The sequence below is a fragment of the Streptomyces sp. NPDC045431 genome (genome assembly GCF_040646655.1).
Lineage (GTDB): Bacteria > Actinomycetota > Actinomycetes > Streptomycetales > Streptomycetaceae > Streptomyces.
Window position 1 is genome coordinate 164,950 of record NZ_JBEZAQ010000008.1, and the last position, 25,198, is coordinate 190,147.

Below are 25,198 nucleotides of genomic sequence, written 5' to 3' on the forward strand. Positions count from 1 at the left end.
CCCGCCCGCGCCACCCGCCGCCACGAGCGTTTCCGTCCGTGAGAGTCATCGTCGTAGGAGCCGGCGTGGTGGGCACCATGCACGCCTGGCACGCAGTGGAGCGCGGCCACGAGGTCGTACAGATCGAGCGCGAGACCGAGGCCCGGGGGGCGTCCCTCCGCAACTTCGGCCAGATCTGGGTCAGTGGCCGCGCGGGCGGTGAGGAGCTGGAAACCGCCCTGCGCGCCCGCGCGTTGTGGGAGGCCATCGGCGCCCGCGTGCCCGCGCTCGGCTTCCGGGCCATCGGGTCGCTGACCCCCGTCCGCACCGACCCGGAGCTCGCCGTCGCCGAGGCGGCGGTCGCCCGTCCCGACGCCGCCGCCCGCGGGTACCGGCTCGTCACCCCCGCCGAGGCCCGCGCCCTCAACCCCGCCCTGCGCGGCGACTTCGCCGCCGCCTTGTGGTGCGAACGCGACGCGGCCGTCGAACCGCGCACCGCGCAACCCGCCCTCCGCGAGGCCCTGTACGCGTCCGGGCGCTACACCTTCCTCCCCGGGCGGGAGGTACGCGAGGTCGTCGGCGAGAACGCCGTGCGCGACGACCACGGCGACGTCCACCGGGGCGACGCCGTCGTCCTGTGCACCGGCGCCTGGCTCGGCGGGCTCGTCCGCGAGGTCGCGGGCGCCGACCTCCCCGTACGCCGCGTACGCCTCCAGATGATGCAGACCGACCCCCTCGGCGAGCCGCTCACCACCTCCGTCGCCGACGCCGACTCCTTCCGCTACTACCCGGCGTACGCCTCCGAGGCCCTGGAGGCGGCACAGCCGCAGGAACCCGTCGCCGCCGCGCACCGCATGCAGCTGCTGATGGTCCAGCGCCTCGACGGAGGGCTGACCATCGGCGACACGCACGAGTACGAGCACCCCTTCGCCTTCGACACCCTCGAAGACCCCTACGAGCACCTCGCCCGGGTCGTCGAGTCCTTCCTCGGCCGGCCGCTGCCGAGGATCCGCCGCCGCTGGGCCGGGGTGTACGCGCAGTGCACCGACACCCGCCGCGTCGTCCACCGCCAGCGGGTGCGCGAGGCCGTGTGGCTGGTGACCGGGCCCGGAGGGCGCGGCATGACGTGCGCGCCCGCCATCGCCGAGACGACCGCGAACGAACTGGGTTGGTGACCATGGCAGTACGAAGGGCAGGAATCGGACTCGTCGTCCTCGACATGGCCGGCACCACCGTCGCCGACGGCGGCCTGGTGGAGGAGGCGTTCGCCGCGGCCGCCCGCCACCTCGGCGAGGGGCCGACCGCGGCCATGCTGGACCACGTCCGCGCCACCATGGGCGAGTCCAAGATCTCCGTCTTCCGCCACCTCTTCGGCGACGAGACACGTGCCCGAGCCGCCAACCGCGCCTTCGAGGAGGCGTACGGGAAGCTGGTCGCGACCGGGCGGATCGCGCCGCTGCCCGGTGCCGCCGACGCCATCGGGCGGCTGCGGGCGGAGGGCCGCACGGTGGTCCTCACCACCGGGTTCGCGCGCGTCACGCAGGACGCCATCCTCGACGCGCTCGGCTGGCGCGACCTCGTCGAGCTGACGCTCTGCCCCGCCGACACGCCCGGCGGGCGCGGGCGCCCGTACCCCGACATGGTGCTGGCCGCCCTGCTGCGTACCGGCGCGGCGGACGGCGTCCAGGGCGTCGCGGTCGCCGGCGACACCTCGTACGACATGCTCAGCGGCGTACGGGCCGGGGCGCGGGTCGTCGCGGGCGTGCTGACGGGCGCGCACGGCGCCGACGCGCTGCGGGCGGCGGGCGCCACGCACGTCCTCGGCTCGGTCGCCGAACTGCCGGAGCTCCTGGCACGGGTGGAGTCATGACCCGCGGCGGTACCCGCGGCGGTACCCGCAGCGGCATCCGTTTCGACCGGGTCTCCGTCGCGTACGGCGGGAACGTCGTCCTCGACTCCCTCGACCTCACCGTCGAGCCCGGTGAGGTCATGGCGCTGCTCGGCCCGTCCGGCTCCGGCAAGACCACCGCGCTGCGGGCGGTCGCCGGGTTCGTCCGGCCGGTGGCGGGACGGGTGTTCATCGGCGACCGGGACGTCACCGCCCTGCCGCCGTACCGGCGCGGCATCGGGATGGTCGTCCAGCAGTACGCGCTCTTCCCGCACCTGAAGGTCGCGGACAACGTCGCCTTCGGGTTGCGCGCGCAGAAGGTGGAGAAGGGCCGGATCCCCGGGCGGGTCGCCGAGGCGCTGGAGATGACCGGCATGGGCGCGTACGCCGGCCGCTACCCGCGCGAGCTGTCCGGCGGGCAGCAGCAGCGCGTCGCGATCGCGCGGGCGCTCGCCATCCGCCCCGGCGTGCTGCTCCTCGACGAGCCGCTGTCCGCGCTCGACGCGCAGCTGCGCTCGGGGATGCTCGCGGAACTGGCCCGGCTGCACCGGGAGCTGCCGGACGTGTCGATCCTGTACGTCACGCACGATCAGGTGGAGGCGCTGACGCTGGCGGACCGCATCGCGGTCATGGACCGGGCGCGGCTGCGGGACTGCGGCACGCCGCAGGAGCTGTACCGGCGGCCGCGTACGGAGTTCACGGCGTCGTTCGTCGGTAACGCGAACCTGCTGCCGGTGACCGTCGGCCCGTCCGCCGGGACCGTCGCCTTCGCGGGGCGCGCGCTGGCGGTCCCGACGGGTGGGGCCCGGCCGGGCGCGGGGGCCACGCTGTGCGTACGCCCGCACCTCCTCGGCCTCGGCGAGGGGCCCAACGCCCTGCGCGGCACGCTGGAGGAGGTCCAGTGGCGCGGCTCGACGCACCGCTTGTACGTCGACGTCGCCGGCCACCGCGTGCTGGCGGACGTGCGCGAGCTGCGCGAGCCGCGCGACCTGCCGCCGCTGGGCGCGGAGGTGGCGCTGCACTTCGCCCCGGAGGACGCGGTGCTGCTGCCCTCGGAGGTGGCCGGTGGGTAGCGCGGCTCGTCCGCTGACCGGTGCCCGTGCCGCCCTCGGCGAGGTCGGAAGCCCGCAGCCCCAGGGCGGGCGGCGCGCACCCGCGTGGCTCTGGGGCGGGCGGTGCGCACCCGCGTGGCTCTGGGGCCTTCCTCCCCTCCTCGCCCTCGGGGTGGTGTTCCTCTACCCCCTCGGCCTCGTCGTGCAGGAGTCCCTCGCCCCCGGCGCGTACGCCGACGTCCTCACCTCGCGGGCCTTCCGGGAGGCGCTGGGGACCACCGTGTGGCTGGCCGTCGGGGCGACCGTCGGGTGCCTGGTCCTCGGGTTCACGCTCGCGCTCGTCATCGCCTTCGTGCCGTTTCCCGGAGGGCGGGCCGTCGCCAAGTCCATCGACGTCTTCCTCTCCTTCCCCTCCTTCCTCATCACGCTCGCCCTCCTCTTCCTCTACGGCACCGTCGGCATCGCCAACGGCCTGTGGACCGACGCCACCGGGGCCCCCGAGGGGCCGTTCCGGTTCCTGGCGACGCCGTGGGGGGTGCTGCTCGCCGAGGTCACGTACTTCACGCCGTTCGTCATGCGGCCGCTCCTCGCCGCGTTCTCGCAGCTCGACACCGCGCAGCTGGAGGCGGCGTCCTCGCTGGGCGCCCGCCCGGCGCGGATCGTGCGGCAGGTCATCCTGCCTGAGGCGCTGCCCGCGCTCGCCGCCGGCGGGAGCCTCGTCCTCGTCCTGTGCCTGAACGAGTTCGGCATCGTCCTGTTCACCGGCGCCAAGGGCGTGACGACCCTGCCGATGCTGGTCTACGGCAAGGCGATCCTCGAGTCCGACTATCCGGCCGCGTGCGTCGTCGCGGTCGTCAACATCGCGATCTCCGTGGGGCTGTACGCCGTGTACCGGGTGGTGAGCCGTCGTGTTGGTGCACAGCGCTAAGGCCAGGTGGGCGGTCTGGGCGGGCTTCCTCGTCCTCTTCCTGCCGCTCTTCGCCCTCCCCCTCCTCGTCATCCTCGCCGCGTCCTTCGCCACGAACTGGTCCGGCGCCCTGCCCTCCGGACCCACCGCCGAGCACTACGCCTCCGCCGTGCGCGGCGAGTCGCTCCAGGCGCTCACCACCAGCGTGGTCACGGCCGTCACCGCGAGCGCCCTCGCGCTCGTCGCCGGGACGTGGGCCGCGCTCGCGGCGCAGGCGCTCGGCAGGCGCGGCCGCCGGGTGCTCGACGCGCTGTTCGTGCTGCCGGTCGCCGTGCCGTCCGTGGTCGTCGGCCTCGCCGTCCTCGTCGCGTTCTCGCAACCGCCGCTGCTCCTCAACGGCACCCGCTGGATCGTGATCCTCGCGCACGCCGTGCTCGTCACGGCGTTCGCGTACCAGTCCGTCTCCGCCGCCCTCGTACGCCTCGACCCGGTGTACGAACAGGCCGCCGCGAGTCTCGGCGCCCGGCCCGCGTACGTCCTCCTCCGGGTCAAGCTGCCGCTGCTGCTGCCGTCGCTCAACGCCGCCGCCGGGCTGTGCTTCGCGCTGTCCATGGGGGAGCTGAGCGCCACGATGATGCTCTACCCGCCGGACTGGCTGCCGCTGCCGGTGCTGATCTTCACGGCCACCGACCGGGGCTCCCTCTTCACGGGCTCGGCGCTCGCCGTCGTCCTCATGGCGACGACGCTGCTCGTCCTGCTCGCCGTCTCCCGCATCCGTACCAAAGCCTCCTACCGCTGACCCGACCGTCAGGAGAGAACGACGTCATGCCCCTGCACGCCACCCGCCCCCGCCCGCTCGCCGCCCTCGCCGGCACCCTCCTCCTCACCGCCGGCCTCACCGCCTGCGGCTCCGCCGCCTCCGACGAGAAGGTCGTCACCGTCTACAGCGCCGACGGTCTCAAGGGCGAGAAGGGCGACGGCTGGTACGACAAGGTCTTCGCGGACTTCGAGAAGGAGACCGGCATCAAGGTCGAGTACGTCGAGGGCGGCTCCGGCGAGATGGTGCAGCGCGCCCTGCGCGAGAAGCGCAACACCCAGGCCGACGTGCTCGTCACCCTCCCGCCCTTCATCCAGCAGGCAGACTCCAAGGGGCTGCTGCAGCCGTACGAACCGCAGGGCGCCGACCGTGTCCCCGGCGCCGGCAAGGCCGCCGACGGCGCCTGGACCTCCGTCGTCAACAACTACTTCGGCTTCGTCTACAACAAGAAGAAGCTCCCCAAGGCCCCCACCACCTGGGAGGAGCTCCTCGGCGCGGCGTACAAGGACAAGCTCCAGTACTCCACGCCCGGCGTCGCGGGCGACGGCACCGCCGTCGTCATCAAGGCCATGCACGACTTCGGCGGCAAGGAGCCGGCCATGGAGTACCTGGGGAAGCTCCAGGCCAACAACGTCGGCCCGTCCTCCTCCACCTCCAAGCTCGCCCCCAAGGTCGACAAGGGCGAGCTCCTCGTCGCCAACGGCGACGTCCAGATGAACTTCGCGCAGGCCACGTCCATGCCGAACCTCGGCATCTGGTTCCCGGCCCGGCAGGGGAAGAAGCCCACCACCTTCGCCCTCCCGTACGCCGCCGGGCTGGTCAAGGACGCCCCGCACGCCGACAACGGCAGGAAGCTCCTGGACTTCATGCTCGGCGAGCGGGCGCAGCTCCAGGTCAGCGCGGTCGGCGGCGGCTTCCCGGCCCGTACGGACGTCAAGCCCACCGACGCCAACGCCGTCGCCCTCGCCCGGCTGATGGAGGGCGTCGACGTCTTCGAGCCGGACTGGGCGGACATCGACGAGAACCTGAAGACGTACGTCGACGCGTGGAAGACGGCGACGGGCGGCTAAGCCGAAGCCAACCGTTCACCGCACGTATCTGGTGCCCCGCAAGAGGTCGCGGAAGGATAACGGGTACGGACCAACACCCTTGAGAAATCAGGGGTGTTGGCATGCCCCCGCACCCCCGATGGAGGTTCCTCGATGCCCCAGACCGGCATGTCCCGCCGTACCGTGCTCGCCGCAGCCGCGGCCGGAGCCGCTACCGCTGCCGTCGCCGCCACCCCGGCCGCCGCCGCGCCGACGCTCCCGAACGGCACCAGCCAGGACAAGGTCCTCGTCGTCGGCATGGACGGGCTTCGGCACGACAGGACCGAGGCCGCCAACGCCCCGCACCTGAAGGCGATGATGGCGAACGGCACCTACGGCCTGTCGCTGCTGTACGCGAACCCCATGGCCGCCACCTCCTCGGGGCCCGGCTGGTCGACCATCTCCACCGGCGTCTGGCCCGACAAGCACGGCGTCAAGGACAACACCTTCACCGGCAAGAACTACGGGCGGTACCCCGGCTTCCTCGCCCGCCTCGCCCAGGTGCGGCCCGCCCTCTCCACGTACGCCGCCGTCGACTGGAAGGCGCTGGACACCCAGGGCACCGTCACGCCCGGCGCCGACGCCAAGCTGGTCCTCGACGGCGACCGCGACGGCTACGTCGCCCACGACGCCACCATCACCGCCGAGACGGAGGCGGTCCTCCGCGACCAGAACCCCGACGTCCTGTTCGTCTACCTCGGCAACACCGACGCCGTCGCGCACGGCAGCGGCACCGGCCAGAAGTACCTCGACGCCATCGCCGTCCAGGACGCCCAGCTCGGGCGGATGCTCGCCGCCATCAAGGCCCGCCCCACGTACGCCTCCGAGCGCTGGACCGTCATCGTCACCACCGACCACGGCCATGTCGACGCGGGCGGCCATGGCGGCAGCTCCATCGAGGAGCGGCGCACCTTCGTCCTCGCCACCGGCCCCGGCATCGCCGCCGGCGCCCGCCCGCTCGACACCCGGCTCGTGGACGTCGCCGCCACCGTCTTCCACCAGCTCGGCATCGTCCCCGACCCGGCGTGGGGCCTGGACGGCAAACCGATCCAGCAGCGCTCCACCGACCCCTTCGACAGCCTCCAGTCCTCCCTGACGCAGCGCGTCGACGAGACCGGCATCCCCGCCGGGGTCCTCGGCTTCACGCACACCCCGCCCAGCGGCTGGTCGGTCATCAACAACGCCATGGGCACCGGCGGCGTGACCGAGTGGCGCGGCTGGTCCTTCGCGACGGACGAGTTCTGGTCCCGCACGCAAGCCGACCAGCAGCGCGAGCTCAACATCCGGGCCCGCGGCGTCTTCGCGGTCGCCGACTCCGACGAGTGGGCCGACACGTCCTTCTCCGGTACGTACGACTCGACGCTGGTCACCCCCGCGTACGGCGTCGGCGGAAAGACGAAGGTCACGCTGGACTTCACCACGCTCTACAGGCAGGAGGGCGGCCAGACCGCCGAAGTGCTGGCCTCCTTCAACGGCGGGACGCCGACCCTCGTGAAGAGCTACACCTCCGACGTGATCTCCCAGCCCCAGTCCCTCACCGTCGCCGTCCCCTCCGGCGCGTCCAGCGTCAGCTTCCGTTTCCGTTACACCGGGTCCAACAACTGGTACTGGACGATCGACGGGGTGAAGATCACCTCATCGTGATCAGGCCCTACCCGGCCGGCCAGGCCGGGCTCGCGGGCCCTGGCACCCGCATCTGCTGCGTTGTCGTCAGTCGCCAGGGCTCCGCCATGGCTCCTTCCTCCGCCTTGCATCTGCACGCACCAGACCCCGCTCCCTGACCGGCCTGGCCGGCCGGGTAGGGCCTACGCTGAGGGCGTCGCCACAGTGCCGTCGCGGCGCCCCCAGCACCCACGCACGACTTGTACGGCAGGAGTCCCGCAACCATGGCAGAGCGCAAGCCGATCGAATCCTGGCTCACCGACATGGACGGCGTCCTCATCCACGAGGGCATCCCCATCCCCGGTGCCGACGCGTTCATCAAGAAGCTGCGGGACACCGACAGGCCCTTCCTGGTCCTCACCAACAACTCCATCTACACCGCCCGCGACCTGCACGCCCGGCTCTTCCGCATGGGCCTGGACGTGCCCGTGGAGAACATCTGGACCTCCGCCCTCGCCACCGCCCGGTTCCTCGACGACCAGCGGCCGGGCGGCACGGCGTACGTCATCGGCGAGGCGGGGCTCACCACCGCGCTGCACGACATCGGGTACATCCTCACCGACCACGACCCGGACTACGTCGTCCTCGGCGAGACCCGCACGTACAGCTTCGAGGCCCTCACCAAGGCGATCCGGCTCATCAACGGCGGCGCCCGCTTCATCTGCACCAACCCCGACGAGACCGGTCCCTCCGCCGAGGGCCCGCTGCCCGCCACCGGGGCGGTCGCGGCGCTCATCACCAAGGCGACCGGCAAGGACCCGTACTTCGCGGGCAAGCCGAATCCGCTGATGATGCGGACCGGGCTCAACGCCATCGGCGCGCACTCCGAGACCAGCGCCATGATCGGCGACCGCATGGACACGGACGTGCTGGCCGGTCTGGAGGCGGGCATGGAGACGTTCCTGGTGCTGACCGGCCTGACCACCCCGGCCGACGTCGACCGCTATCCCTTCCGGCCGTCCACCGTCGTCGACTCGATCGCCGATCTGGTCGAGCGCATCTGACCGGATCCGCCGCGTCACCGCAGGTCAGAGCGGTGATTGCGCCGAATGGCCGCCCCTCGCAGTCCTCTGGAGATGCGAAAAGCCCCAACAGGGGTGAATCTTCGAGTACCAGGAGGTTCACGATGCGTTCAGGACTGCTTGCTCTCCGTGCCGCAGGGGCGGCCACCGTACTGGCGCCCGTGCTGGTGCTCGCACCGGCCGCCGGCCTCGCGCACGCGGGGGAGGAGGAACCGGGCGGACACCACAAGGTGACGGCCCTGGTCCTCCCGGCCATCGCCGCCCCCGGCGCCGACGTCGAGGTCCGCGTCACCGGCTGCAAGCGCGACCACGGCCACGCCAAGTCAAAGGCGTTCCTCACCGCCGCGCCGCTCTCCGCCCAGGACGGCAAGGGCGCGCCCCTGCGCGGCGCCACCGCGATCAAGCCCCAGATCTCCCCTGGTACGTACGACGTCGCCGTGCACTGCGACGGCCGCGTCCACCACGCCGCCGGCACCGTCCACGTCATGCTCCCCGCGTCGGCCACCCCCACCGCGCCCGTACGGGCCGGGGGCGGTGGCGCGGCCGCGCTCGCCGCCGACCCCGCCCAGGCCCCGAGCGTCGCCGACGCCGTCACCGGAGCCGACGCCGGCGAGGGCGGGCCCGGCACCCCGCACACCGTGATCGGCCTCGTCCTCGCGGGCGCGGCGGCCGTCGCCGTCGCGTTCCGCAGCGCCCGCCTGCGCCGCCGCCGGCGTACCGGCGTGGGTACGGGCCCGGGCGCGGACTGACGGCCATGTCGTCGACCCCGGACCGCCCGGCGGGCTCCGGGCGGCTGCTCACCGGCATGGCCTGGGCCCTGCTCCTCCTCGGCCTATGGCTCTGGGGCAAGGGCATAGCCGACGGCCCCGGTGGCCTGTCCGCCCCCACCACCGGAGACGTGGCCGCCGTCGGCCGCCCCCTCGGCGTACCGCTGCCGCCCGCGCACCCGCCGCTGGAGCCGGCCGGGCCGACACGGCTGGAGGTGGAGTCGCTGGGCATCGCCGCCCCGGTCGTGGCGCGGGGCCTCGACAGCAGCGGCGCGATAGACCCGCCGCCGTACGAGACACCGCGGACCGTCGGCTGGTTCGGCGCCGGCAGCGAGCCCGGCACGGACGGAGCGGCCCTCTTCACCGGCCATGTCGACACGGAGACCGAACCGGCCGTCTTCTACGGGCTGAGCTCGGCCCGCCCCGGCGAACGGGTCCGGGTGACCCGGACCGACGGCTCGGTCGCCGAGTTCACCATCGAGGACGTGCAGGTCGTCGCCCGCGACGAGTTCGACCCCCAGAAGGTGTACGGGCAGCGGCGCCCGGGCCGCGCCGAGCTGCGGCTGATCACCTGTGGCGGCACCTTCGACCGCGCCTCGGACGCCTACACGGCGAACGTCGTCGTCTCCGCGTACCTCACGGGCGTGACCGGGCCCCGTTGACCCGGCCCCGTTGACCCGGGCCCGCTGATCCGGCCCCGCTGATTCGGTCCGCCGATCCAGGGCACACTGATCCGCGACCGGCCCGTGTGTCAGGATGGATTCGACCGGGCTTGTCCGGGGCGGGGCGCCTGGGGGGTGGCCCCGACGAGACGACAGTGCACCAAAGGGGAGTGGATGTACGGCAGTTGCACCGGTCGTGCGCGCCTGGGCGCGGCCGCGGTGGGGGCGGTCGCGGCGCTGCTGCTGGCGGGGTGTTCCTCCTCGGACGGCGGTGGGCGGTCGCAGGGGCCGGCGCCGGGGATCGGCCAGCAGCCCAAGGAGGTCTCCCCGTTCTGGGTCAATCCGGAGGGGAAGGCGGCCCAGGCGTTCGCCAGTCGGGTGCGCGACGGGGACACGGAGAACGCCGAGCTGATCAAGAAGATCGCCGCTCAGCCGATGGGCCAGTGGGTGGGCGCCGAGAACCCGGAGGCGGAGGCCCGCGGCTACACGGAAGCCGCCGCCAAGGCCGACCGGGACGCCGTCCTCGTCCTCTACAACATCCCCCACCGCGACTGCGGCCAGCACTCCGCGGGCGGCGCCGCCGACGGCAACGCGTACCGCGACTGGCTCGACAAGGTCGCCAAGGGCATCGGCGACCGCCCGGCGACGGTGATCCTGGAGCCGGACGCCGTGATGCACATGGTGGACAACTGCACCGACGGGCGCTACCACGAGGAGCGGTACGACCTCCTGCGCGGTGCCGTCCAGCGGCTGAAGCAGCAGCCCCACACCAAGGTGTACCTGGACGCGGGCAACGCGGGCTGGGGCAAGCCCGACCAGATCTTCGAGCCGCTGAAGCGCGCGGGCGTGGGGCAGGCCGACGGCTTCGCGGTGAACGTCGCCAACTTCCAGACCACCGAGGCCAGCAAGGAGTACGGCCGGAAGGTCTCGGCGAACGTCGGCGGCAAGCACTTCGTCATCGACACCAGCCGCAACGGCAACGGCCCCTACACCGACGGCGACCCCACAGAGCGCTGGTGCAACCCGCCGGGCCGCGCCCTCGGTGAGACGCCCACCACCGAGACCGGCGACCCGCTGGTCGACGCGTACCTGTGGATCAAGCGCCCCGGCGAGTCGGACGGCGACTGCAAGGGCGGCCCGAAGGCGGGCGACTGGTTCCCGGAGTACGCCCTCGAACTGGCCCGCAACACGAAGTAGACCCGCGTACGCGAAGGGCCCCGGCAACCGCCGGGGCCCTTCGGCTCAACGCACCTCGACCCGCTTACGGCACCTCGACCCAGACCGCCTCCGACGGCGTGCCCTTGTCGTCCGTGACGAAGAGCATGTACCAGCCGGAGGGCACCAGGGCGCGGTTCTTCGGCACCGTCACCTCGATGCCGTCCGCCGTCTTCTCCACCTCCAGCGCGATCGAGCGCTGGTCGACGTCCGTCACGTGCGTGACCGCGCTCGGCCGCATCAGCTTCGCCGTCTTGATCTTCGCGGCGTCCGGCGTCTTGAAGACCCCGCTCCCGCCGCGCTTGATCGTCTCCGGCCCCGAGGTGATCTTCGGCCGCGCGTCCCGGTACAGGTAGGGCGGGGTGTAGATCTCGATGCGCTGCTCGAAGACGCCGGGCTTGGTGTTGGCGGCGTCGGCGAAGAGCGAGTCCGACCCGAAGATCATCACGCGGCCGTCGGGCAGCAGCACGGACCCGGAGTGGTAGTTGCGGCCCACCGCCGGGTCGGCGACCCGCTTGTACTGGCCGGTCTTCGGGTCGTACGTACGCGCCTGGAGGATGTTGGAGCCGCCGCGGCCCCGGTAGTCCTCGGAGCCGCCGGTCACCAGCACGGTGTCGTCCGGCAGCAGCGAGGCGCTCGGGTAGCGGGTGCCCTTCTCCAGCGTGGCGCCGTCCTTGAAACGCGGGTTCGGGTCCTTCAGGTCGACCAGACGGGACTTCTCGCTGGACTCCTGGGACTCGCCGACACCGCCGCCGCCGATGACCATGAACCTCTGGTCCTGCGCGGGCGGCAGCATGACCGTCGCCGAGGTCTCCATCTTGTCGGGGTCGCTCAGGCCCGGGATCTTGTCGAACTCGTTGGTCTCCAGGTCCCAGACGCCCGGTTCACGGCCGACGTCGGCGGGGCCGTACCCGGCGTTGGAGCCGGAGTAGAAGAGCTTGCCGTTGTCCATCAGGAAGATCGCCGGGTAGGTCGGGAAGCGGCGCTCGATCCCGGTGTACTCCCACGTCTTCTTCTTCGGGTCGTAGATCTCGTCCTTGCCGGGGACGATCTGCCCGATCTCGTCGAGGCCGGAGAGGGCGAGGACCTTGCCGTCCTTGAGGGTGGTCAGCGTGGGGTACCAGCGGGCCTCGTTCATCGGGTCGACCTTGATGTACTTCTCGGCGACCGGGTCGAACTCGAAGGCGTCCTTGATGCCCTGGAAGTCCTTCTTGTCGAGGGCGAGCTTCTGCGCCATGCCGTAGACGTTGCGGGCGTCCTTGCCCTTCAGACCCTCGATCGTGTAGTTGTCCTCGGTGCCGGTCTCGAACTCCTTGCCGGACTTCTCGGCCTCGACGTAGATCCGGCCGAGGCCCGGCTCGGTGCGCAGGAAGGCGCCCGTGGCCGGGTCGAAGACCTTCTTCGCCTTCTCCACCAGGATCGGGTCCTTGGAGACGAAGGTCTTGCCGTTGGCCTTGCCGGTGAACTCGGTGCCCGCGGGCAGTGTGATCGGCTTGTCCGGGTCCTCGTTGTGGACGATCATCAGGCCGCCGGCCTTGGTGACGTCGCCCTTCAGCTTCTCGTACCGCTTGGTGCCGCCCGCGACCAGCAGCTTCCCGTCGGGCAGCTGGGTGTGCCCGGCGCAGAACATGTCCTTGGGGGTGGGGATCTTCTTGAACGTGTTCGTCTTCGGGTCCCACAGGACCGACTCGAACTTGTTCGCGTCGAAGTTCTTCTGGTTGTTGCCGGAGCCGGCGATGAGCAGCACCTTGCCGGTGTGCAGCAGCGCCGCGTGGATGGTGTTGATCCTGAACTCGGAGGGGACGTCGAGGAAGTCCCAGTGGCCGTTGGCGGCCTTGTACTCCGGCTTGTTGATCGTGTAGTCGTGGTACTTCTCCGAGCCGTACCGGTAGAGGGCCGGCCCGTTGAACCCGGCGACCACCGCGACCACCGCCGTGCCTATCAGGATGCGACGGGCGCGGTTCTTCCGGTGGTTCGGCCGGACGGGCAGGCTGCTCATTTGTTACGTCCCCCAAGGGCGATCTGCATGGTGTCGTTCTGCTCGGCCCAGCTCGGCCTGGCCTGCGGCGCGTGGTCCACGGCGGGCGCGGGCGGCTGCGGCGGGCGGCCCCCGCCGGCGTGCCGGGCGGGGCGGCGCTTCTTCTCCTGGCGCAGCATGTGCCGCCAGACGAAGATCGGCAACGCGGTGATCAGCGTCGCGAACGACGCCCAGACGACCATCGCGGGGTGGGAGTTCCCGAGGACGAAACCGGCGACGATGGAGGCGACGAAGATCCCGATGAAGTACCAGTGGTACCGGAAGGTCCCGAACCACCGGTCCGGGCTCGCCGAGTCACCCTTCGGGGTGACGACGAACTTGCTCTTGCGGCGGAGGGCCGAATCGATCAGGGCCTTGGCGTAGAGCGGCGCGGAGAGCGCGGACATGACCATGCCGGCCACACCGCCGGAACCCTCCGGCTCGTGCGGGGAGACGTTGTGGCGGCGGTTCCAGACGTACAGGCCGATCTGGAGCGCGGAGGCGTTGCCGTAGAGCATCAGCCACACGGTCGGGTCGATGTTCACGCCCGAGGCACCCAGGCCCAGGAAGAGCGCGCAGCTCAGTGCCGCCAGGATCCAGTTCAGCGCGGACATCGGGTAGAAGATGATCATCATCGTGTAGTTGAAGAGCTTGCCCGCCGGCAGCGTGCCGAAGCCCTTCCAGTACTGCGTGAGGATCGTCTCGTACGTACCGCGCGACCAGCGCATCTGCTGGGTGAAGAAGTCCGTCCAGGCGCTGGGGCCCTCGCCGACCGCGAGCACGTCCGGGGTGTAGACGGAGCGCCACTTCCGGCCCGTGGCCGGGTTCTTGTGGCGGTGGATCTCGAAGCCGGTCGCCATGTCCTCGGTGATCGAGTCGTACAGGCCGCCGATCTGCTTCAGCGCCTTGATGCGCACGGCGTTCGACGTGCCGACGAACATGGGCGCGCCGTAGCGGTTGCCGGCGCGCTGGATCAGCGCGTGGAAGAGGAACTGCTGCGACTCGGCGGCCTTGGTGACGAAGTTGTCGTAGTTGCCGTAGACCTGCGGGCCGATGACGAAGCCGACGTCCGGGTCGCGGAAGAAGCCGAGCATGCGCTCCAGGTAGTTCGGCAGCGGCACGTGGTCGGTGTCGACGGAGGCGAAGAAGTCGTAGTTGTCGCCGTGCGCGTCCAGCCAGGCGTTGTAGTTGCCGTGCTTGGTCTTGGCGCGGTGGGGGCCGGAAGGCTGGTTCCACTTCGCGATGCCCTTGCGGGAGAAGTGGTGCACGCCCAGGCGCTCGCAGACGGCCTTGACCTCGGGGTCGTTGCCCTCGTCCAGCAGCCAGACGTGCATGAGCCCGCGGTGGCGGATCCGCACCGCGGCCTCCAGCGTCTTCGTCACCATCTCCAGGGGCTCCTTGCCCGGGACGAAGGAGGTGAGGAAGGCGACGCGGGTGCCGGTCTCCGGCACGACGGGTATCGGGTCACGGGCGACGAGCGTCGCGTGCGCGTTCGACAAGACGTTCATGCAGCGGAAGAGCTCGATCAGGCCGATCGAGACGAGCATGACGACGTCGAGGGCCGGCAGCCAGTCGAAGGCCGGGTAGTCGCGCTCCGTCCAGTGCGACGGCTGGAGCAGCCAGACCAGCAGCACCAGGGAGAGCACCGGCGCGGCGGCGAGCATCAGCGCGACCCGGATGCGGTGCGGCTCCTGCGAGATGAGGGACCGGTACTGCACCGTGTACGGCTTGTTGGGGTCCGGCTGGGTGAGCGGCCCGGCGAGCCGGCTGTAGTGCTCGTAGTCGTAGCGCGGCAGTGGCTTCGCGACGGGGCGCTGCCGGGGCCCGCCCCCGGTCCTGAGCCGCGGGGGAACCCGGAGCTGAGTGGTCCGGGATGGGTCGTTGTCCTGCCGGTCGCCGGTCGGCGTCGACGTCATGAGTCTTCCCCCCGCACGCATGCTTGCTGCGTGATTGGTCGTGTTCGTTCCACACCCGGGCCGCGCGCTTCCCTCGGCTTCCCGCGGCCGGCGCCCGGGTGCATCAGTGGCGGGCCGCCGTCTCCTCAGACATGGATTGGAGACCCTCCGGTTGCATGATGCCTGTCCTGTGATCGGCTTGTGAACGGGGCCCCCACCCCGTCGATTCCGTCACCGGGGCACCTGCGGAAAGCCGCTCCCCCAACTGTTCGAACCCACTGCCCTCTTGGGGGTGTGTCGGGTCCACGCCAGATTCTACGGCCCCCATCCGGAGCGCGAGGATCACCGCGGGGGCCATCGCACGGATGTGGCCATGGGAACGACCGAGGCCCCCTCACCAGTGGTGAGGGGGCCTCGGCCTCGCGTGCGCCGCCAGGGACTCGAACCCCGGACCCGCTGATTAAGAGTCAGCTGCTCTAACCAACTGAGCTAGCGGCGCCTGCTGACCTGCATAACTCTACCGGATGTCCGGGAGTGGTCCCGACCATCCCGCCCGGCGGCTCGGCCTGTCAGCTGACCGGTTTTCCCCTTCCTTCAGTCAAAATGCGACATATCTGGATAGTTGCGACACTGGCGCCCGTACCGCAGCGAGGAGAGGATCCGCATGGCCGCCGCCCTGGTCTTCGAGGAGTACGAGCCCGACGCCGACTGCCCGTGCGCGGGCTGCGCCCGGCAGCGCCGTGAGCTGGCCCTCGGGCTCGCCGTGTGCGCCGGCGGTCACCCCGCCGCGCACGGCGCCCGCCGCGCCCTGGTCCTGGCCACCGTGGCGGGTGTGGCCCTGGGGGCGGGCGCCGGCGCCGCGCCGGGGGCCGAGGTGGCGGCCCCCGCGACCCACCCGCTCCAGCGAACGGGGGCCACCGGCGCCCTCACGGGGCGCGACGACCCGGGCCCCGGCACACCGCAGGGCCAGACAGGGCCCCTGCACGGACGGCCGCGGCCCGGGCCGACGGCGAGTCAGGCGGGGGTGTCCGCCCAGACGCTGCGCCGCTCCACCCGCGCCGAGATCATCAACCGGGCCAAGCTGTGGGTGGCGGCGAAAGTGCCGTACTCGATGGAGAAGTACTGGCACGACGGCTACCGGCAGGACTGCTCCGGCTTCGTCTCGATGGCCTGGGGCCTGCCCGGCAACGAGTGGACGGGCACCCTCGACCGGTACGGCACCCCCATCGACCGCAGCGAGCTCCAGCCCGGCGACATCCTGCTCTTCCACAACCCCGCCGACCCGAACAAGGGCTCGCACGTCACGATCTTCGGCGGCTGGACCGACTACACGCACACCTACTACACCGCCTACGAGCAGGCCCGCCCGCACGCCCGCAAGCAGGCCACGCCGATGGCGTACTGGACCAACTCCAGCCGTTACGTGGCCTTCCGCTACAAGGGCCTGAGCGCCCTCCCCACCTCCGGCGGCCGAGGCACGCCGGTGGCGTACCCCGGCGACGGCTCCTTCGGGCCCGGCGCCGCCAACCGGTACGTGACCCAGCTGGGGCGGATGCTCGCGTCGCGCGGCGGCGAGCGGTTCTACCGCTCCGGGCCCGGCCCCCGGTGGGGCGACGCCGACCGCACGGCCACGCGGGCGTTCCAGCGGGCGCAGGGCTGGCGGGGCCGCGAGGCGGACGGGCTGCCCGGGCCGCACACCTGGCGACTGCTGGTGCGGGGTCAGGGCCGCGACATCCCGGGAGCGGTCCGGAGCAGCGGCACGCCCGACTTCCCCGGGCGCGGCTGGTTCCGGCCGGGCCAGTCGAACCCGTACGTCGAGCAGCTCGGCCGCCAGTTGGTGCGGCGGGGGTTCGGCGCCCACTACCGCACGGGGCCGACCCCGCGCTGGGGCGAGGCCGACCGGCGCAACGTCGAGGCGTTCCAGCGGGCGCAGGGCTGGCGGGGCCGCGAGGCGGACGGCTATCCGGGACCGGAGACATGGCGGCGGCTGTTCCGATGACCGATGCGACGACTTGACGACCCGAAGACTCGACGACTCGACGACCCGAAGACGCGACGACCAATTGTGACCACGAGGTGTGAGTGATGCAGACGGGGACGCCGGAAAGCGGCGGGCCGCATGTGCGGCGCGTGCCGGTGATCGGCAACGAGACGACCGGGCCCATCCCGGTCCACCTGCTGTTCCGGGACGACAGGGAGGGCGGCGAGACCGACGGCGACGGCGGAGAGGCCGGCGGCGAGGGAGCGGCCGCGGCGACCGACGCGGCGGTACGGGACGAGGCGCCGCCGCGGCCGCCCGCGGGCTCCGTGCCCGGAACCGTGTCCGTATGCGTGTCCGTGCCGACTCAGGCACCGGCGCAGACACCGCCTGCCGGCCGGCCGCGGCCCGTGCCGTCCGGCGACCCGCGCCTCGTCGAGCGGCCCGGGCCCGCGCTGCCCGGCTGGGTCGGTGTCGTCGCCGGGGCCGCCGCGCTCGCCGGGTGCGCGGCGGTGCTGTGGTGGGTGGGTGTCGTGCCCCCGGCGCTGACGCTGATGCTGCGGCTGCCGTCCCCTCCGTACCACGGCATCGCCCTCGGCTGGTGGGCGCTGCTCGCGCTCGGGGTGCTGATGACGCTGTTCGCCTTCGGTGGGCTGGGGCGCGGGCGGGTCGGATACGCGTGGGTGCTGACGCTGTTCGGCGACTACCGGGGCAGTGTGCGGCGCACCGGGCTGGTGTGGGTGAGCCCGCTCATGCTGCGCCGCCGGGTCGACGTACGGCTGCGGCACTGGCGCAGCGAGCCGCTGCCGGCCGTCGACGCGAACGGCACCGCGCTGCGGGTGGTGGTGCTGGTGGTGTGGCGCATCCGGGACACGGTGCGGGCGGCGCTCGGGGTCGCGGACCACGAGCAGTACCTGCGCGAGCAGGTGGAGGCGGCGATGGCGCGGGTGCTCTCCCAACTGCCGGCCGACGCCTTCCACGAGGACGCGCCGACGCTGCGGGACGCGGAGGTGGTGGGGGACGCGCTGACGCGGATGCTGGCGGAGGAGTGCGCGCCGGTCGGCATCGACGTCTTCTCGGCGCAGCCGACGCGGATCGAGTACGCGCCCGAGATCGCGGCCGCGATGCAGCGGCGGCGCATCGCGTCGATCGACGCCAAGCACCGGGACATGGTGCTCACGTCGGTGGTGGACGCGGTGGACGACATGGTCCACCGGCTGACCACGCGTGGTCTGGTCGAGCTGGACGACTACGACCGTAAAGCGCTGGTCAAGGACCTGACGGTGGCTTTCTACACGGGTCGCAGTGGTCCGGTCGAAGCCCCGTGATTGGTATGGACATGTCTAATTGACGTCCCTACATTGGGAGTTGGTCCAGACCAACTCCCGGCTGGATCGCACCACGGCTCATGGAACTTCCCCCACGTTCACCTGGAGCACCAGCATGCGAAACCGCACCTTAGGCGCGGCCGTGGTGGCGCTCGGCGTCGCCGGAGCGTCTCTCCTCGCCACCAGCAGCGCCAGCAGCCACGGCTACACCGACTCACCCATCAGCCGCCAGAAGCTCTGCGCCAACGGCACTGTCACCAACTGCGGCGCCATCCAGTGGGAGCCGCAGTCGGTCGAGGGGCCCAAGGGCTTCCCGTCCGGCGGGCCCGCCGACGGCCGGATATGCGCCGGCGGCAACTCCACCTTCGCCCAGCTCGACGATCCACGGGGCGGGGCCTGGCCCGCCACCCGGTTGGCCGCCGGTCAGAGCCACACCTTCCGCTGGCAGTTCACGGCACGGCACCGCACCACCGACTTCAAGTACTACATCACCAGGAACGGCTGGAACTCCAGCGCTCCGCTGACCCGCGCGGCCCTGGATCCGCAACCGTTCCTCACGGTCCCGTACAACGCCCAGCAGCCGCCGTCCACGCTCGCGCACAGCGGGACGATCCCCAGCGGCAAGACGGGCAGGCACCTCATCCTCGCCGTCTGGACGATCGCCGACACGGGGAACGCCTTCTACGCCTGTTCGGACGTCCAGTTCTGAGCCGTGTGCGCGAGCACCGCACGAGCACGAGAAAGCCCCTCGCTCTCGCGAGGGGCTTTCTTTCGTCTGTGCGCCGCCAGGGACTCGAACCCCGGACCCGCTGATTAAGAGTCAGCTGCTCTAACCAACTGAGCTAGCGGCGCCTGCTGACAGAGTTAATACTACCTGGTCCGAGGCGTGCTTCCGCCCGCGAGGGCGTGAGCTGGCTCACATCCGGCGCGTACGGGTTTAAAGCGCCAGCGACAGCACCACCGGGGCCGCCTTGCGGTTCAGCGCGTCGGCAGCCGAGCGCAGCCGGTGCGCGTGCTCGATCGGGAGCGAGAGCGCGAGGCAGCCCACGGCCGACCCGGCGGTCAGCGGAACCGCCGCGCAGACCGTGCCCACGGCGTACTCCTGGAGGTCCAGGACGGGAACGGTCGGCGGCTGGCTGTCGAGCTTGGAGAACAGCACCTTCTCGCTGGTGATGGTGCGCGAGGTGAGCCGCGCGATCTTGTGGCGGGAGAGGTGGTCTCTGCGCCCGTTCACGTCCAGCTGTGTCAGCAGGCACTTGCCGACCGCGCTCGCGTGCGCGGCGGAGCGGAAGTCGACCCACTCGTTGACCTTGGGCGTGTGCGGCCCGTCCGCGACCTGGGTGACCTTGACCTCGCCGTCGATGTACCGGCTGATGTAGACGGCGGCGCCGAGCGAGTCGCGCAGCTCGGTCAGGGTCTCCTGGAGCTTGTTCTGCAGGGCCTCGCGGCGGGTGGCGCCGGAGCCGAGCAGGACGAGGGAGTCGCCCACGACGTACGCGCCGTCGGAGACCTGCTCCACGTACCCCTCGCGGCGCAGCATCAGGAGCATGGGGGCCAGGTGGCCGGTCGGGAGTCCGGTCTCGCGTGCGATCTGGACGTCGGTGACGCCACCGGGATGCCTGGAGATCGTTTCGAGGACGCGCAGGGCGTAGTGCACCGAGTGGAACGGCGCGGTCGGCTCGGGCTTCGGCGCCACGGTTTCCCCCTACCAGGTTGTGACCGCATGCTTCTGTACCACGATAGCCGCCAAGGGCCGTTTCAGGAGGCCCCGTTGGCAAGAAAGTGTCCCGTCCCGGGGGCATACGCAGGAACGGGACACTTTGGCATATGCCAATGGCCTACTTTCGGCGCCGACCGGGAGGTCAGAGCACCGCGCCGAGGAAGTCGCGCGTGCGTTCGTGCTCCGGATCGGAGAAGATCCGCTCCGGCGCACCCGACTCGATGACCTTCCCCGCGTCGAACATGAGGACCTCGTCCGAGATGTCACGGGCGAAGTTCATCTCGTGCGTGACGCAGAGCATGGTGATGTCCGTGGACCGCGCGATGTCCCTGAGCAGGTCCAGCACCCCGGCCACCAGCTCCGGGTCGAGGGCCGAGGTCACCTCGTCCAGCAGCAGCACCTTCGGCCGCATCGCCAGCGCCCGCGCGATCGCCACCCGCTGCTGCTGGCCGCCCGAGAGCTGAGCCGGTCTCGCGTCGCACTTGTCGGCGAGCCCCACCATCTCCAGCAGCTCCCGGCCGCGCTCCACGGCCTCGTCCTTCTCCAGGCCCAGCACCCGCACCGGGGCCTCGGTGATGTTGCGCAGCACCGACATGTTCGGGAAGAGGTTGAAGTGCTGGAAGACCATCCCGATCTGCTTGCGCACCTCCCGCCGCTGCTTCTCGTCGGCCGGGAAGAGCCGGCCGCCGTCGACGCGGATGGTGCCCGCGTCGGGCTTCTCCAGCGTCATCAGCATCCGCAGGATCGTCGTCTTGCCCGAGCCGGACGGGCCGATGAGCGTGACGTGCCGGCCCGGCTCGACCGAGAAGCACAGGTCGTCGAGGACGGTGTTCCCGCCGTAGCGCTTGGTGACGTTCTCGAAGGTGATCAGGTCAGTGGACAAGGCGGCGCTCCAGGGCTCGTACGAGAAGGGATGCCGGATAGGCGATGAGGATGAAGGCGACACCGACGACCGTCAGCGGCTCGGTGTACTGGAAGGTCGCCGCGCTCTCCAGCCGGGACTGCTGGAGCAGCTCCAGCACACTGATTCCGGCCAGCAGTGGCGTGTCCTTCAGCATCGCGATGACGTAGTTGCCCAGCGCCGGCGCGACGCGACGCAGCGCCTGCGGCAGGATCACCGCGGTCCAGGTCCGGTGGGCCGGCAGGCTCAGCGCGGTGGCGGCCTCCCACTGCCCGGCCGGTACGGCGTCGATCCCGGCCCGGTACACCTGCGCCGTGTACGTCGAGTAGTGCAGCCCGATGGCGAGCGTGCCGGTGGTCAGGGCGGAGAACTGCACCCCCCACTCCGGCAGGACGAAGAAGAGGAAGAAGAGCTGCACCAGCAGCGGTGTGTTGCGGATGAACTCCGTCACCGCGTGCACCGGCCACCGCACCAGCCGGCTCGGGGCGCGGAATCCGGCCGCCCAGACGAGGCCGAGGGTGAAGGAGATGAGCGAGCCGAGGACGAGGATCTGCAGCGTGACCAGCAGCCCGTCCCAGAAGCGCGGCATGAAGTCCGCCACCGCGGACCAGTCCCAGTTCACTTGGCCACCACCCCCAGATTGGCCTTGGTCTTCCGTTCGAGTGCCTTCATGGAGCGGGTGATGACGAACGCGATCACGAAGTAGATCACCAGGATGAGGGAGTAGATCTGCGCGCTCTCCTGGGTCGCGAGGCGCACCAGGTACGCGGCGAAGGAGACGTCCCCGACGCCGAGCAGCGACACCAGCGCGGTGCCTTTCAGCAGCTCGACCAGCAGGTTGCAGAAGGACGGGATCATCTCGGGCACGGCCTGCGGCAGCAGGATCAGCCGCAGCCGCTGCCAGGGCGTGAAGCTGAGCGCCACCCCCGCCTCGCGCTGCGCCTTCGGTACGGAGGCCAGGGCGCCGCGCACGATCTCGGCGCCGTACGCCCCGTACGACAGGCCGAGCGCGAGCACCGCCGCCCACATCGGCACCAGCTGCCAGCCCAGCAGCGGCGGCACCACGAAGAACAGCCAGAACATCAGCACCAGCGCCGACGTGCCCCGGAAGATCTCCGTGTACGCGCCCGCCAGAAAGCGGACGAACAGCGAGCGGTGGGTGCGGGCCGTGCCGACGGAGAAGGCGACCAGCGCGCCGAGCGCGGCGCTGTACACGAGCAGCTGGAGGGTGGTCCAGATGCCGGGCAGTACCCAGTTCTGCCAGAGTCCGGCGGTCATCGGCACAGCTCCTCGGCGGTGAGCGTGGTCATCTCGGCCTGGGTGAAACCGAATCGCCGCATGATGCGGAAGAGCTCGCCGCTCTTCTTCATCTTGTGGATCTCGGTGTTGAAGGCGTCCCGGAGGTCGCGGTCGGTGGGGCGGAAGGCGAAGCCGCCGCCGTCGATCTTCTTCTCGCCGTCGACGACCGCCGAGAAGGGCGCCGTCGCCTCGGCCCGCCGGCTCTTCTCCACGACCAGGCGCGCGGTGAGGGCGGTGGCGGCGAAGACGTCGACGCGGCCGGACTCGACGGCGTTCAGCCCGGCCACCTGGTCCTGGAGAATGACGACGTCCTTCTCGGGGTACCCGGCGGCCACGGCGTAGTCGAGCTGCGCGTACCCGGTGGCGGTGGCGAACCTGGCCTTGGCGCGGACCGCGTCCTCGTACGAGCGCACGTTGAGGGGGTTGCCCTTGCGGACGACGAAGGAGTCGAGCATCTGGTACTCGGGGTCCGAGAAGACGACCTGCTCGCAGCGTTCCTTGTTGATGTACATCCCGGCCGCGACGACGTCGAACTGCCGGGAGTTCAGGCCCGGTATGAGGGAGGCGAAATCGGTGGCCACGGGCTGGACGCGGTCGATGCCGAGCCGCTTGAACACCACCTTCGCCAGCTCCGGCGCCTCGCCGGTGAACTCTCCCTGCTCGTCGACGTACCCGTAGGGGACCTCACTGGCGATGCCGAGCCGGACGGTGCCCTGGGATCTGAGCCGGTCCAGGGCGTTGCCGGAGGCGACGCGGCTGCAGCCGGTGGCGGCCAGGGCGGCCGCGGCCGAGCCCAGCAGGAGGGTGCGCCGGGGTATCGAAGGGGTCGTTCTGAGTCGACGAACTGTTCGGGCCATGGGCGCGCGGCTACCCGAGACCGCGCGGGGTATGCGTACGTGAACGCCGACGCACAGGAGCGCGTGACATGGAGGGCATGACATGACGACGGTCGGACTGCTCTACCCGGGGCACGCCGCCGAGGAGGACTTCCCCCGGATGGAGTCGCTGCTCAACGGCCTCAACCTGCCCATCGTCCGTACCGACATCGGCGAGGACGCGCACCGCGTGGACGTCCTCCAGGAGATGGGCGCCCGCGAGCGGCTCGCGGCCGGGGTCGAGGAGCTGCGGCTCTCCGGCGCCGAATCGGTGGTCTGGGCGTGTACGAGCGGGTCGTTCGTGTACGGCTGGGAGGGCGCCCACGAGCAGATCCGGGCCCTCGCGGCGGCGGCCGGGCTGCCGGCGTCCAGCACGGCGTTCGCGTTCGCGCACGCGGCGGGGGCGCTGGGGGTGCGGCGGGTCGCGGTGGCGGCCACGTATCCGCCGGACGTCACGGAGCTCTTCGTACGGTTCCTCCGGGACGCCGGACTCGACGTGGTCGCGGCCCGGTCGAGCTCCGTCGTCACGGCGGCCGAGCTCGCCCGGTGGGGCCGGGAGCACGTGCTCCAGCTCGCGGCGACCGGCGACCATCCGGAGGCCGAGGCGGTGCTCCTGCCCGATACGGCGCTGCACACGGTGGCGTACCTGCCGGAGCTGGAGGCGACCGTCGGCAAGCCGGTGCTCACCGGGAACCAGGTAACCGTGTGGGAGGGCCTGCGGCTCGCGGAGCGGCGCGGGGCCTGGTCCGAGGAGCTGGGGCGGCTCTTCGCGCGGCAGGGCGCGGAAGCGCTCACGGAATGAGCCCACGCGGAGGGCGTGCGGAATAACCGGAGAGTGCCTCATGTTGTGGATGGGTGCACTACGCACGCATCGACGCAGGAGGGTCCTTCGTGAACGACGACGCCGTACGAGGCGATGAGGCCGTACGAGGCGATGGCGCCGTACGAGGCGAGGACGCCATCCGCGGCACGGCGCTCGGCAGCGCGCCCGTACCGCTGTCCGTCCTCGACCTGGTCACCGTGGGCAGCGGGCGCACCGCCACCGAGGCCGTCGCCACCAGCGTGGCCCTCGCCCGGCTGGCCGAGCGGCGCGGTTACCACCGCCACTGGGTCGCCGAGCACCACTCCATGCCCGGGGTCGCCTCCTCCTCGCCGGCCGTGATCCTCGCGCACCTCGCCGCCCACACCGAGCGCATCCGGCTCGGCTCGGGCGGCGTCATGCTGCCCAACCACGCGCCGCTCGTCATCGCCGAGCAGTTCGGCACCCTGGAAGCCATGGCCCCGGGCCGCGTCGACCTGGGCCTCGGGCGGGCGCCCGGCACCGACGGGGCCACGGCGGCGGCCCTGCGCCGCACCGAGAGGCTGAACGAAGGCGCCGACGACTTCCCGCAGCAGCTCGCGGAGCTGGTGCGCTTCCTCGACGACGACTTCCCCGACGGCCACCCCTACGCCCGGATCCACGCCGTACCGGGGCCGGTGCAGGGCCCGTCGGGCCGCCCGCCCGTGTGGCTCCTCGGCTCGTCAGGCTTCAGCGCCCGGCTCGCGGGCGCGCTGGGACTGCCGTTCGCGTTCGCCCACCACTTCTCGGCGCGGAACACCATCCCGGCGCTGGACCTGTACCGCGACTCCTTCCGCCCCTCGGCCGTGCTGGACGCGCCGTACACGCTCATCGGCGTCTCCGCGCTCGCCTCGGAGGACGAGCGGGAGGCGCGGCGCCAGGTGCTCACGGGCGCGCTGTCCATGGTCCGTCTGCGCACCGGCCGGCCGGGCCTGATCCCGACGCCGGAGGAGGCGGAGTCGTACGCCTTCAGCCCGGCGGAGCGCGAGTTCGTCGACGGCTGGCTGGCCAACGTCGTCCACGGCACGCCGGACGCGGTACGGACGGGGCTGGACGACCTCCAGAAGCGCACGGGCGCGGACGAGCTGATGATCACGGCGAACGCGCACGGGAGCGAGGCGCGGCTGCGCAGCTACGAGCTCATCGCGGACGCGTACGGGCTGCCGGACGCCTGAGGCGCGGAGCCGGATGGTTCCTACTCGGGACCGGAGGCGCGGAGCCGCGTGGTTCCTGCTCGGGAACGGAGGCGCGGAGCCGCGTGGTTCCTGCTCGGGAACGGGCGCACAAG

22 protein-coding genes, 2 tRNA genes and 1 pseudogene are annotated in these 25,198 nt (G+C 71.6%); 16 read left to right on the plus strand and 9 right to left on the minus strand.

Going from position 1 to position 25,198, the window contains the following annotated elements:
• Positions 1 to 38 precede the first annotated feature (38 nt).
• From AB0A69_RS19265 to AB0A69_RS19315, 11 genes are all read left to right on the plus strand, one after another.
• Positions 39 to 1,154: a TIGR03364 family FAD-dependent oxidoreductase gene (locus AB0A69_RS19265; protein WP_361422895.1), complete on the plus strand. Its 1,116-nt coding sequence runs from the start codon at positions 39 to 41 to the stop codon at positions 1,152 to 1,154.
• Positions 1,155 to 1,156: 2 nt separating this feature from the next.
• Positions 1,157 to 1,849, plus strand: a complete 693-nt coding sequence (locus AB0A69_RS19270) for a phosphonatase-like hydrolase (RefSeq protein ID WP_361422898.1) — start codon at positions 1,157 to 1,159, stop codon at positions 1,847 to 1,849.
• Positions 1,846 to 2,940 (plus strand): ABC transporter ATP-binding protein, encoded by a 1,095-nt coding sequence (locus tag AB0A69_RS19275; RefSeq protein ID WP_361422901.1) that lies wholly within the window; start codon positions 1,846 to 1,848, stop codon positions 2,938 to 2,940. The genes AB0A69_RS19270 and AB0A69_RS19275 overlap by 4 nt, the downstream gene beginning before the upstream one ends.
• Positions 2,933 to 3,847 carry a 2-aminoethylphosphonate ABC transporter permease subunit gene (locus tag AB0A69_RS19280; protein WP_361422904.1) on the plus strand — a complete coding sequence of 305 codons (915 nt, stop codon included), beginning with the start codon at positions 2,933 to 2,935 and terminating at the stop codon, positions 3,845 to 3,847. Before AB0A69_RS19275 ends, AB0A69_RS19280 begins: the two co-directional genes overlap by 8 nt.
• Positions 3,828 to 4,625: an ABC transporter permease subunit gene (locus tag AB0A69_RS19285; protein ID WP_361422907.1), complete on the plus strand. Its 798-nt coding sequence runs from the start codon at positions 3,828 to 3,830 to the stop codon at positions 4,623 to 4,625. The genes AB0A69_RS19280 and AB0A69_RS19285 overlap by 20 nt, the downstream gene beginning before the upstream one ends.
• 26 nt (positions 4,626 to 4,651) lie before the next feature.
• Positions 4,652 to 5,713 (plus strand): 2-aminoethylphosphonate ABC transporter substrate-binding protein, encoded by a 1,062-nt coding sequence (locus tag AB0A69_RS19290; RefSeq protein WP_361422910.1) that lies wholly within the window; start codon positions 4,652 to 4,654, stop codon positions 5,711 to 5,713.
• Positions 5,714 to 5,845: 132 nt separating this feature from the next.
• Entirely contained in the window at positions 5,846 to 7,375 is a 1,530-nt protein-coding gene (locus tag AB0A69_RS19295) for an alkaline phosphatase family protein (RefSeq protein ID WP_361422913.1), read from the plus strand.
• A 242-nt stretch (positions 7,376 to 7,617) separates the two neighbouring features.
• Positions 7,618 to 8,397: an HAD-IIA family hydrolase gene (locus AB0A69_RS19300; protein ID WP_361422916.1), complete on the plus strand. Its 780-nt coding sequence runs from the start codon at positions 7,618 to 7,620 to the stop codon at positions 8,395 to 8,397.
• 122 nt (positions 8,398 to 8,519) lie between these two features.
• Positions 8,520 to 9,164 carry a hypothetical protein gene (locus tag AB0A69_RS19305; RefSeq protein ID WP_361422919.1) on the plus strand — a complete coding sequence of 215 codons (645 nt, stop codon included), beginning with the start codon at positions 8,520 to 8,522 and terminating at the stop codon, positions 9,162 to 9,164.
• 5 nt (positions 9,165 to 9,169) lie between these two features.
• Positions 9,170 to 9,844 (plus strand): class F sortase, encoded by a 675-nt coding sequence (locus tag AB0A69_RS19310; RefSeq protein ID WP_361422922.1) that lies wholly within the window; start codon positions 9,170 to 9,172, stop codon positions 9,842 to 9,844.
• A gap of 174 nt (positions 9,845 to 10,018) precedes the next feature.
• Entirely contained in the window at positions 10,019 to 11,041 is a 1,023-nt protein-coding gene (locus AB0A69_RS19315; protein ID WP_361422925.1) for a glycoside hydrolase family 6 protein, read from the plus strand.
• 64 nt (positions 11,042 to 11,105) lie between these two features.
• Here the strand turns inward: AB0A69_RS19315 and AB0A69_RS19320 are convergent, their stop codons facing one another.
• The 3 genes from AB0A69_RS19320 to AB0A69_RS19330 form a co-directional block, all read right to left on the minus strand.
• Entirely contained in the window at positions 11,106 to 13,058 is a 1,953-nt protein-coding gene (locus AB0A69_RS19320; protein ID WP_361422928.1) for a galactose oxidase-like domain-containing protein, read from the minus strand.
• The gene (locus tag AB0A69_RS19325) at positions 13,055 to 14,992 is read right to left on the minus strand and encodes a glycosyltransferase family 2 protein (protein WP_361422931.1); all 1,938 of its coding nucleotides are present in this window, start codon (positions 14,990 to 14,992) and stop codon (positions 13,055 to 13,057) included. The genes AB0A69_RS19320 and AB0A69_RS19325 overlap by 4 nt, the downstream gene beginning before the upstream one ends.
• 404 nt (positions 14,993 to 15,396) lie before the next feature.
• A tRNA-Lys gene (locus AB0A69_RS19330) sits at positions 15,397 to 15,470 on the minus strand.
• Positions 15,471 to 15,635: 165 nt separating this feature from the next.
• Between AB0A69_RS19330 and AB0A69_RS19335 the strand changes: the two genes are divergently transcribed.
• The 3 genes and pseudogenes from AB0A69_RS19335 to AB0A69_RS19345 all read left to right on the plus strand — a co-directional run bounded on the left by AB0A69_RS19335 (position 15,636) and on the right by AB0A69_RS19345 (position 18,986).
• Complete coding sequence (locus tag AB0A69_RS19335) at positions 15,636 to 16,970, plus strand: peptidoglycan-binding protein (protein ID WP_361422934.1); 1,335 nt, start codon at positions 15,636 to 15,638, stop codon at positions 16,968 to 16,970.
• 137 nt (positions 16,971 to 17,107) lie between these two features.
• Positions 17,108 to 18,277 (plus strand): annotated as a pseudogene (locus tag AB0A69_RS19340) (SPFH domain-containing protein); the annotation flags it as partial.
• 115 nt (positions 18,278 to 18,392) lie between these two features.
• Positions 18,393 to 18,986, plus strand: a complete 594-nt coding sequence (locus AB0A69_RS19345; protein ID WP_361422937.1) for a lytic polysaccharide monooxygenase auxiliary activity family 9 protein — start codon at positions 18,393 to 18,395, stop codon at positions 18,984 to 18,986.
• A 69-nt stretch (positions 18,987 to 19,055) separates the two neighbouring features.
• On the opposite strand, the gene AB0A69_RS19350 is transcribed toward AB0A69_RS19345, so the two are convergent.
• From AB0A69_RS19350 to ehuB, 6 genes are all read right to left on the minus strand, one after another.
• A tRNA-Lys gene (locus AB0A69_RS19350) sits at positions 19,056 to 19,129 on the minus strand.
• 85 nt (positions 19,130 to 19,214) lie between these two features.
• Positions 19,215 to 19,973 (minus strand): IclR family transcriptional regulator C-terminal domain-containing protein, encoded by a 759-nt coding sequence (locus tag AB0A69_RS19355; protein ID WP_356645255.1) that lies wholly within the window; start codon positions 19,971 to 19,973, stop codon positions 19,215 to 19,217.
• Between the two features lie 166 nt (positions 19,974 to 20,139).
• Positions 20,140 to 20,919 (minus strand): ectoine/hydroxyectoine ABC transporter ATP-binding protein EhuA, encoded by a 780-nt coding sequence (ehuA, locus tag AB0A69_RS19360; protein WP_361423200.1) that lies wholly within the window; start codon positions 20,917 to 20,919, stop codon positions 20,140 to 20,142.
• Complete coding sequence (gene ehuD, locus AB0A69_RS19365) at positions 20,870 to 21,520, minus strand: ectoine/hydroxyectoine ABC transporter permease subunit EhuD (protein ID WP_361422941.1); 651 nt, start codon at positions 21,518 to 21,520, stop codon at positions 20,870 to 20,872. The genes ehuA and ehuD overlap by 50 nt, the downstream gene beginning before the upstream one ends.
• The gene (gene ehuC, locus AB0A69_RS19370; protein ID WP_361422944.1) at positions 21,517 to 22,176 is read right to left on the minus strand and encodes an ectoine/hydroxyectoine ABC transporter permease subunit EhuC; all 660 of its coding nucleotides are present in this window, start codon (positions 22,174 to 22,176) and stop codon (positions 21,517 to 21,519) included. Before ehuC ends, ehuD begins: the two co-directional genes overlap by 4 nt.
• Complete coding sequence (ehuB, locus tag AB0A69_RS19375) at positions 22,173 to 23,054, minus strand: ectoine/hydroxyectoine ABC transporter substrate-binding protein EhuB (RefSeq protein WP_361422947.1); 882 nt, start codon at positions 23,052 to 23,054, stop codon at positions 22,173 to 22,175. The genes ehuC and ehuB overlap by 4 nt, the downstream gene beginning before the upstream one ends.
• Positions 23,055 to 23,136: 82 nt before the next feature.
• Between ehuB and AB0A69_RS19380 the strand changes: the two genes are divergently transcribed.
• Positions 23,137 to 23,874, plus strand: a complete 738-nt coding sequence (locus tag AB0A69_RS19380) for a decarboxylase (RefSeq protein ID WP_361422950.1) — start codon at positions 23,137 to 23,139, stop codon at positions 23,872 to 23,874.
• 158 nt (positions 23,875 to 24,032) lie between these two features.
• Positions 24,033 to 25,085 carry an LLM class flavin-dependent oxidoreductase gene (locus AB0A69_RS19385; RefSeq protein WP_361423203.1) on the plus strand — a complete coding sequence of 351 codons (1,053 nt, stop codon included), beginning with the start codon at positions 24,033 to 24,035 and terminating at the stop codon, positions 25,083 to 25,085.
• Positions 25,086 to 25,198: the final 113 nt, after the last annotated feature.

What these genes read in the sequence shown, in the direction of transcription:
- AB0A69_RS19305 (WP_361422919.1), top strand. Translation starts at nt 8,520, where the DNA reads ATGCGTTCAGGACTGCTTGCTCTCCGTGCCGCAGGGGCGGCCACCGTA.
- AB0A69_RS19380 (WP_361422950.1), top strand. Translation starts at nt 23,137, where the DNA reads ATGACGACGGTCGGACTGCTCTACCCGGGGCACGCCGCCGAGGAGGAC.
- AB0A69_RS19275 (WP_361422901.1), top strand. Translation starts at nt 1,846, where the DNA reads ATGACCCGCGGCGGTACCCGCGGCGGTACCCGCAGCGGCATCCGTTTC.
- ehuC (WP_361422944.1), bottom strand. Translation starts at nt 22,176, where the DNA reads ATGACCGCCGGACTCTGGCAGAACTGGGTACTGCCCGGCATCTGGACC.
- AB0A69_RS19335 (WP_361422934.1), top strand. Translation starts at nt 15,636, where the DNA reads ATGGCCGCCGCCCTGGTCTTCGAGGAGTACGAGCCCGACGCCGACTGC.
- AB0A69_RS19315 (WP_361422925.1), top strand. Translation starts at nt 10,019, where the DNA reads ATGTACGGCAGTTGCACCGGTCGTGCGCGCCTGGGCGCGGCCGCGGTG.
- AB0A69_RS19295 (WP_361422913.1), top strand. Translation starts at nt 5,846, where the DNA reads ATGCCCCAGACCGGCATGTCCCGCCGTACCGTGCTCGCCGCAGCCGCG.
- AB0A69_RS19325 (WP_361422931.1), bottom strand. Translation starts at nt 14,992, where the DNA reads ATGACGTCGACGCCGACCGGCGACCGGCAGGACAACGACCCATCCCGG.
- AB0A69_RS19300 (WP_361422916.1), top strand. Translation starts at nt 7,618, where the DNA reads ATGGCAGAGCGCAAGCCGATCGAATCCTGGCTCACCGACATGGACGGC.
- AB0A69_RS19310 (WP_361422922.1), top strand. Translation starts at nt 9,170, where the DNA reads ATGTCGTCGACCCCGGACCGCCCGGCGGGCTCCGGGCGGCTGCTCACC.
- ehuB (WP_361422947.1), bottom strand. Translation starts at nt 23,054, where the DNA reads ATGGCCCGAACAGTTCGTCGACTCAGAACGACCCCTTCGATACCCCGG.
- AB0A69_RS19320 (WP_361422928.1), bottom strand. Translation starts at nt 13,058, where the DNA reads ATGAGCAGCCTGCCCGTCCGGCCGAACCACCGGAAGAACCGCGCCCGT.
- AB0A69_RS19270 (WP_361422898.1), top strand. Translation starts at nt 1,157, where the DNA reads ATGGCAGTACGAAGGGCAGGAATCGGACTCGTCGTCCTCGACATGGCC.
- AB0A69_RS19290 (WP_361422910.1), top strand. Translation starts at nt 4,652, where the DNA reads ATGCCCCTGCACGCCACCCGCCCCCGCCCGCTCGCCGCCCTCGCCGGC.
- AB0A69_RS19345 (WP_361422937.1), top strand. Translation starts at nt 18,393, where the DNA reads ATGCGAAACCGCACCTTAGGCGCGGCCGTGGTGGCGCTCGGCGTCGCC.